This window comes from Bradyrhizobium sp. Leo170 (genome assembly GCF_004296405.1).
Classification (GTDB): domain Bacteria; phylum Pseudomonadota; class Alphaproteobacteria; order Rhizobiales; family Xanthobacteraceae; genus Bradyrhizobium.
Window position 1 is genome coordinate 1 of sequence record NZ_PSRR01000429.1, and the last position, 6259, is coordinate 6259.

Sequence of the window (6259 nt, forward strand, 5' to 3'; positions counted from 1 at the left end):
GGCCGATGCCGCGCGCGAGCGCCATGCCGCAGCCGAGCGCGAGATCAACCGGCACGCCGCGCGCAAATCCGCACTGACGGAAGCGCACAATCGCCTTGCCGCCGACCGTGCCGAAGCCGAGGCCGCACACGAGAACGCCGATGCGGCGCTCTCCGAATTGCCGCCGAGCGTGGAGACCGAAGCCCAACTTGCCGCCGTCCGCGCCGAGATCGAGAACCGGCGCCGCGTGGCCGCCCAGGTGCGCGCCGAAGCGCAGGCGCTGGCCCGTGAAGCCGAACTCGCCGACCGCCGCGTGCAGGCGATCCTCGCCGAGCGCAACGAGTGGCAGAACCGCAAAGCAAGCGGCGCCTCGCAGATCGGAACGATCGAGGCCCGCATCACCGAGGTGACGGCGGAGCGCGAGGAGCTCGTCAATGCGCCGGAGGTGTTTGCGGAGAAACGCAGCGCGCTGATCAGCGAGATCGAGTACGCCGAGAATGATCGCCGCGGCGCCGCCGACGCGCTCGCCGCTGCCGAGACCGCGATGGCGGAGACCGACCGCGCCGCCAAGGCCTCGCTGGAAGCGCTGTCGAGCGCCCGCGAGGCGACCGCCCGCGCCGAGGAGCGGACGGAAGGAACCCGGCGTCGGCTCGCCGATATCGAGCGCGAGGTCCATGACATGCTCGAGGTCGAGCCACAGGCGTTGGCCGGCCTCGCCGAGATCGAGCCGGGCGCCGACCTGCCGCCGGTCGGCCAGATTGAGGAAGAGCTCGAAAAGATGCGCCGCGATCGCGAACGCCTCGGCGCCGTCAATCTGCGCGCCGAGGAAGAGCTGCGCGAGGTGGAGACCCAGCACACCGGGCTCACCACCGAGCGCGACGATTTGGTGGAGGCGATCAAGCGCCTGCGCCAGGGCATCCAGAGCCTCAACCGCGAAGCGCGCGAGCGCCTTCTCACCTCGTTCGAGACCGTCAACAACCACTTCAAGCGATTGTTCGTCGAGCTGTTCGGCGGTGGCGAGGCCGCGCTGCACCTGATCGAGAGCGACGATCCGCTCGAGGCCGGCCTCGAGATCATTGCAAAGCCGCCGGGCAAGAAGCCGCAATCGCTCTCGCTGCTCTCGGGCGGCGAGCAGGCGCTGACGGCGCTGGCGCTGATCTTCGCAGTGTTCCTGACCAACCCCTCGCCGATCTGCGTGCTGGACGAGGTCGACGCGCCGCTGGACGACCACAATGTCGAGCGCTTCTGCAACCTGTTGCACGAGATGACGTCGTCAACCGAAACGCGCTTCATCACCATCACCCACAACCCGATCACCATGGCGCGGATGAACCGGCTGTTCGGCGTGACCATGGCCGAGCGCGGCGTGTCGCAACTGGTCTCGGTCGACCTCGAAGGCGCGGTCGGTATCCTGGATCAGCACGTGGCGTGAGGTTGCACGCCCGCCGCTGGTACTGCCGTCATTGCGAGCGCAAGCGACGCAATCCATAGCGCCGCGAGCGGAGAAGTGGATTGCTTCGCTGCGCTCGCAATGACGGGAGAGCGCGTCGTGACGTGACGAACAGATGATCTCGCCCGACCTCCCCGCCGAACTGAAAGCGGTACTCGACGCGAGGCTGCAGGGGTTCTCGCGCAATGAGGCGGCAAGCCGCGCTGCCGCCATCTCGCGGACCTACCGCGACGGCGGCGGCTCGGGCACGATCAAATCAGAGACCGATGCGCTCGCCTACGCGCTGGCGCGGATGCCCGCGACCTACGCGGCCGTCGCCGCCAGCCTCAATGCGCTCGTCGAGATCAGGCCGGATTTCGCGCCGACGTCGCTGCTCGATATCGGCGCCGGACCGGGCACGGCGAGCTGGGCGGCCGCGCAAGCCTTCTCGTCGCTGCAACGATTCGTCTTGCTCGATGCCAACGCCAGCTTGCGCGCGCTGGCGCTTGAGCTCGCCGGCACGCGGCTGCGCGAGGCGAACTATGAGCTTGGACCGGCCCGGAAGCTGCTCGCCGATGCCGAGCGGGCGGACCTCGTCGTCGCGAGCTACATGATCGGCGAAATCGATGAGGCCGAGCGAACCGCGCTCGCACGCCTGATGTGGGAGAAGACCGGCGAGGCGCTCGTGATCGTCGAACCCGGCACGCCCGCCGGCTATGCGCGGATCATCGCGCTGCGGGCGCAACTGATCGCGGCCGGCGCACATGTCGCGGCCCCCTGCCCGCATGACGCAGAATGCCCGCTTGAAGCGCCGGACTGGTGTCATTTCAGCCAGCGGCTGGCCCGCTCGCGCGCGCACATGCAGGTGAAGGGCGCGGAGGTGCCGTTCGAGGACGAGCGGTTCGCCTATGTCGCGCTGACGCGGACGCCGATTGCGAGCCATCCCTCCCGCGTGCTGGCGCAGCCCGTCGTCGGCAAGGCGGAGGTGACCGCAAAGCTCTGCACCCCGAGCGGCCTTTCGATTGCAAAGATCCCCCGCCGCGCCAAGGCCGACTACGCCCGTGCCCGGCGCTGGCGATGGGGCGACGCCGTGACGGGCGCTTGAACTAATTCCCTGCCGGGTCCGACCAACGCATGCCTGCCGCTGGGCAGGCTGACGCGCGCCGCCGTTTATCTCTTTGTTTGAGCATGATCTTTTCGGAAAACCGGTTTCCACTTTTCCGGATCATGCTCTAGGCTTCGCGCGCAATCCCATCAGGAGTTTTTCCATGTCGACCGGCTGGATCGTTCTCGGCGTCATCGTCGTCCTCGTGCTGTTTGCGTTTGCCGCCTACAACCGCCTGGTGGCGCTGAGCCAGCGCGTCAACCAGGCCTTTGCCGACATCGACGTCCAGCTCAAACAGCGCCACGATCTGGTCCCGAACCTGGTCGAGACCGTGAAGGGCTACGCCGCCCATGAGCGCGGCACGCTCGACGACGTGATCAAGGCACGCAACTCCGCGATATCAGCGCAGGGACCGGCGCAGGTCTCCGCCGCGGAGAACCAGCTAAGCGGCGCCCTCGGCCGCCTGATCGCGCTGTCGGAAGCCTATCCGGACCTGAAGGCCAACGCCAATTTCCAGCAGCTCGCAAGCGAACTCTCCGATCTCGAGAACAAGATCGCCGCCAGCCGCCGCTTCTTCAACAACGCGGTCCAGGAATACAACACCGGCATCCAGCAGATGCCGGCCGCTTTGTTCGCCGGCATGTTCGGCTTCACCCGCAAGGACTTCTTCGACCTCGGCGCCAGCCGCGCCGAAGTCGAGACCGCGCCGAGCGTGAAGTTCTAAGGGCCCGGGCCTCCGGCGAGCAGCAGCGCAGCATGGCCGCCTACGGTCTCTACACCCATATCGCATCGAACAGGTTCCGTTCGATGCTCCTGCTCGCCGGGCTGTTCGTCCTGATCTACGTGCTGGTCTATGCCGGCGCGCTGGTTGCGGAGGTCATGATCGACAGCGGCCGCTCGGTCGACGATTACCTGATGCGGGCGCTGCATGACCTGATCTCGGCTTCCCCTTATGCGACGATCGGCGCGGCGCTCTGGATCGTGATCGCCTATTTCTTCCACCAGAACATGATCGACGCCGTCACCGGCGGCGAAAGCGTGACGCGGCAGCAAGAGCCGCGGCTCTATAATCTCCTGGAAAACCTCTGCATCTCGCGCGGCATCCCGATGCCGAAGCTGAAGATCATGGACAGCCCCGCGCTGAACGCCTTCGCGAGCGGGCTGAACCAGCGCCAATATGCGGTCACGGTCACCACGGGCCTGTTGCGGGCGCTGAACGACCAGGAGATCGAGGCCGTGCTCGGCCACGAGCTCACCCATATCCGCAACGGCGACGTGCAGTTGATGGTGATCGCGGTCATCATCGCCGGCGCGGTCGGCTTCTTCGGCGAACTGTTCTTCCGGATGTTCACCAACCTGTCCTGGAATTCAACCGGCGGCTGGCCGTCCTCCTCTTCGTCGTCATCGTCATCCTCCTCCTCGTCTTCGTCCGATCGCAAGGGCTCCGGTGGCGGCGCGATCATCGTGATCATCATCGCCATCGTCCTGATCGTGGCGGCGTGGCTGTTGTCGCAGGTCGTCAAGCTGGCGCTGTCGCGATCGCGCGAATATCTGGCCGACGCCGGGTCGGTCGAGCTGACCAAGAATCCCGATGCGATGATCTCGTCCCTGCGCAAGATCGAAAATCGCGGCGAACTGCCGGGCGCGACTTCGGCGGTGATGGAACTATGTGTGGACAATCCGCGGGAGGGCTTCGCCGACCTGTTTGCGACCCATCCGTCGGTGCAATCGAGGGTGGATGCATTGGTGAAGTTCGGCGGCGGCCATGATCCTGGACCGATCGCCCTGCCGGACGATCCCGCGGCTAGTCCCGAAGAAGGTGCACAGGAACCGTCGGCACAAGGCGAACTTCCGCCTCCCGCTCCGCGCGGCCCTTCACGCGGCCCATTGCCCAGCCCTTGGGGCGACGCAGCCGAGCCGGCCGGCCCGTCGCAGCAACCGCCGCTTCAGGGTCCGATTCAGGGTCCCTGGGGCCGACATTTTTGATTGTGGCCTCACGCCCTTCAACTCATTAAGAAAATCCCTACTAAACGCGCTGCTTGGCGTTCAAGGAATTGAATTCTCCCTTGTTTCTGCCATGTTCGCGCCCAAAGCAGGAATGGGGACTTTCCGATCGCGCCCTCGCGGTCGGGGGCGCGGTCGTAAGGGATTTCCATGGCAAAGCCAGTCGTGATTGTAGTGGGCGCGGACAAGGGCGGGGTCGGCAAGACGACCGTGTCGCGGACGCTTCTGGACTATTTCAACGCGAACAACGTCGGGACGCGGGCCTTCGACACCGAATCGCCGCGGGGAACGCTGAAGCGCTTCCATCCTGAGATCACCGAGATCGTCGATATGACGACGACCGCGGACCAGATGAAGATCTTCGACACCCTGAACGCCGGCTCCATGGTTACCGTGATCGACGTCCGCGCCGGCCTGTTGTCGCCTGCGCTCGCCTCGCTCCGCGACATCGGCTTCCTGGATGCGGCCCGGTCCGGCCAGATTACTTTCGCGGTGTTCCATATCCTCGGCCCCTCGATCGCCTCGCTGGACGAGATCGCGGAGACCGCCAATTTCATGAGCGGCGCGAAATACTTCCTGGTGAAGAACTTCATCAACGACACGCAGTTCTTCCAGTGGGACCAGTCGACCTACAATTCCTATTTCCATCGCATCAAGGATGCCACCGACCTGACCATCCCGAAGCTGAACGAGATGGCCTATGAGCAGGTCGAGGTCGCTTCCGTCCCGTTTCTCAAATTCGTCGCCAACAAGGGCCCGCACGACGAGGCGGCGAACTATTCTTTCGTGCTCCGCGGCTATGTCCGGCACTGGCTCGCCAACGTCTGGAGCGAGTTCGACCGCATCAAGCTGACCGACCTGGTCGGCGCCAAGTCGGTGACGCGCGGCAGCGAAAAATAGTCGCGCCCCCGGGGGATGCGGGGCTGGATTGGGCACGAAAATCGCCTGATATAGCAGGCGATGTCAGCTACGCCCATCTACATCATTTGCTCGCCCCGCCCCCAGGTCGGCAAGACCCTGGTCGCGCGGCTGCTGAGCGAATTTCTGCTGCTGAAGAACGGCGGTGTGATTTCCTTCGACATCAACCTGAAGGAGCCGTCGCTGCTGGACTACCTCCCTAAAACCACCGAGACGGCAGATGTCATCGACACCTACGGCAAGATGCAGTTGATGGACCGGCTGATTGTCAATGACGGTGTGGCGAAGGTGATCGACCTCGGCTACCACGCCTTCGACGAATTCTTCAAGATGATCGACGAAATCGGCTTCATGAAGGAAGCGCTGCGCCGCCACGTCGCGCCGGTCATCCTGTTCGTTGCCGATATCGACCGCGTCTCCGCGCGCAGCTATGAGATGCTGCGCCGGCAGGTTCCGCCGCGGGCGCTGATGACCATCGACAACGAATTCGTGGTGCGCGGCGAACTGCCCGCGGCCATGGGCCAAGGCCGGGTGCTCCGCCTCAGCGCGCTGCCGGTGTTCCTGAAGACCTATATCGACCGGCTGAACTTCTCCTTCACCGGCTATCTCCGGCACGAGAAGGACTCGTCCACCGAGTTGCATCAGTGGATCCGGCGCAACTATACGATCTTCCGCGATCTCGAATTGAGCGTGATGCTGCAGCGGTCCTAGGTGTGCTCCCTCGCCCCGCTCTTGCGGGGAGAGGGTTGGGGTGAGGGGCTGCTTCCACGAATTCGATGGACGAGAGTATGCGGCTAGTCCCCTCACCCGGCGCTGTGCGCCGA

Annotated in this window: 6 protein-coding genes; all 6 read left to right on the forward strand. The window is 65.0% G+C overall.

Annotation, left to right across the window (positions count from 1 at the left end; genetic code table 11):
• Positions 1 to 1411 (forward strand): chromosome segregation SMC family protein (locus CWO89_RS39420; protein WP_502702942.1); only part of this gene is annotated, 1411 nt, incomplete at its 5' end.
• A 133-nt stretch (positions 1412 to 1544) separates the two neighbouring features.
• Positions 1545 to 2513 (forward strand): small ribosomal subunit Rsm22 family protein, encoded by a 969-nt coding sequence (locus CWO89_RS39425; RefSeq protein ID WP_130583702.1) that lies wholly within the window; start codon positions 1545 to 1547, stop codon positions 2511 to 2513.
• Positions 2514 to 2676: 163 nt separating this feature from the next.
• Positions 2677 to 3237, forward strand: coding sequence for a LemA family protein (locus CWO89_RS39430; protein ID WP_130583703.1), 561 nt, complete (start codon positions 2677 to 2679; stop codon positions 3235 to 3237).
• A gap of 32 nt (positions 3238 to 3269) precedes the next feature.
• Positions 3270 to 4499, forward strand: a complete 1230-nt coding sequence (locus CWO89_RS39435) for a M48 family metalloprotease (protein WP_130583704.1) — start codon at positions 3270 to 3272, stop codon at positions 4497 to 4499.
• A 168-nt stretch (positions 4500 to 4667) separates the two neighbouring features.
• The gene (locus CWO89_RS39440) at positions 4668 to 5417 is read left to right on the forward strand and encodes a P-loop NTPase family protein (RefSeq protein ID WP_130583705.1); all 750 of its coding nucleotides are present in this window, start codon (positions 4668 to 4670) and stop codon (positions 5415 to 5417) included.
• 60 nt (positions 5418 to 5477) lie between these two features.
• Complete coding sequence (locus CWO89_RS39445) at positions 5478 to 6146, forward strand: P-loop NTPase family protein (protein WP_130583706.1); 669 nt, start codon at positions 5478 to 5480, stop codon at positions 6144 to 6146.
• Positions 6147 to 6259 lie beyond the last annotated feature (113 nt).

Excerpts from the sequence above, each read along its gene's own strand:
- CWO89_RS39425 (WP_130583702.1), top strand. The coding sequence starts at position 1,545 with ATGATCTCGCCCGACCTCCCCGCCGAACTGAAAGCGGTACTCGACGCG.
- CWO89_RS39430 (WP_130583703.1), top strand. The coding sequence starts at position 2,677 with ATGTCGACCGGCTGGATCGTTCTCGGCGTCATCGTCGTCCTCGTGCTG.
- CWO89_RS39440 (WP_130583705.1), top strand. The coding sequence starts at position 4,668 with ATGGCAAAGCCAGTCGTGATTGTAGTGGGCGCGGACAAGGGCGGGGTC.
- CWO89_RS39445 (WP_130583706.1), top strand. The coding sequence starts at position 5,478 with ATGTCAGCTACGCCCATCTACATCATTTGCTCGCCCCGCCCCCAGGTC.
- CWO89_RS39435 (WP_130583704.1), top strand. The coding sequence starts at position 3,270 with ATGGCCGCCTACGGTCTCTACACCCATATCGCATCGAACAGGTTCCGT.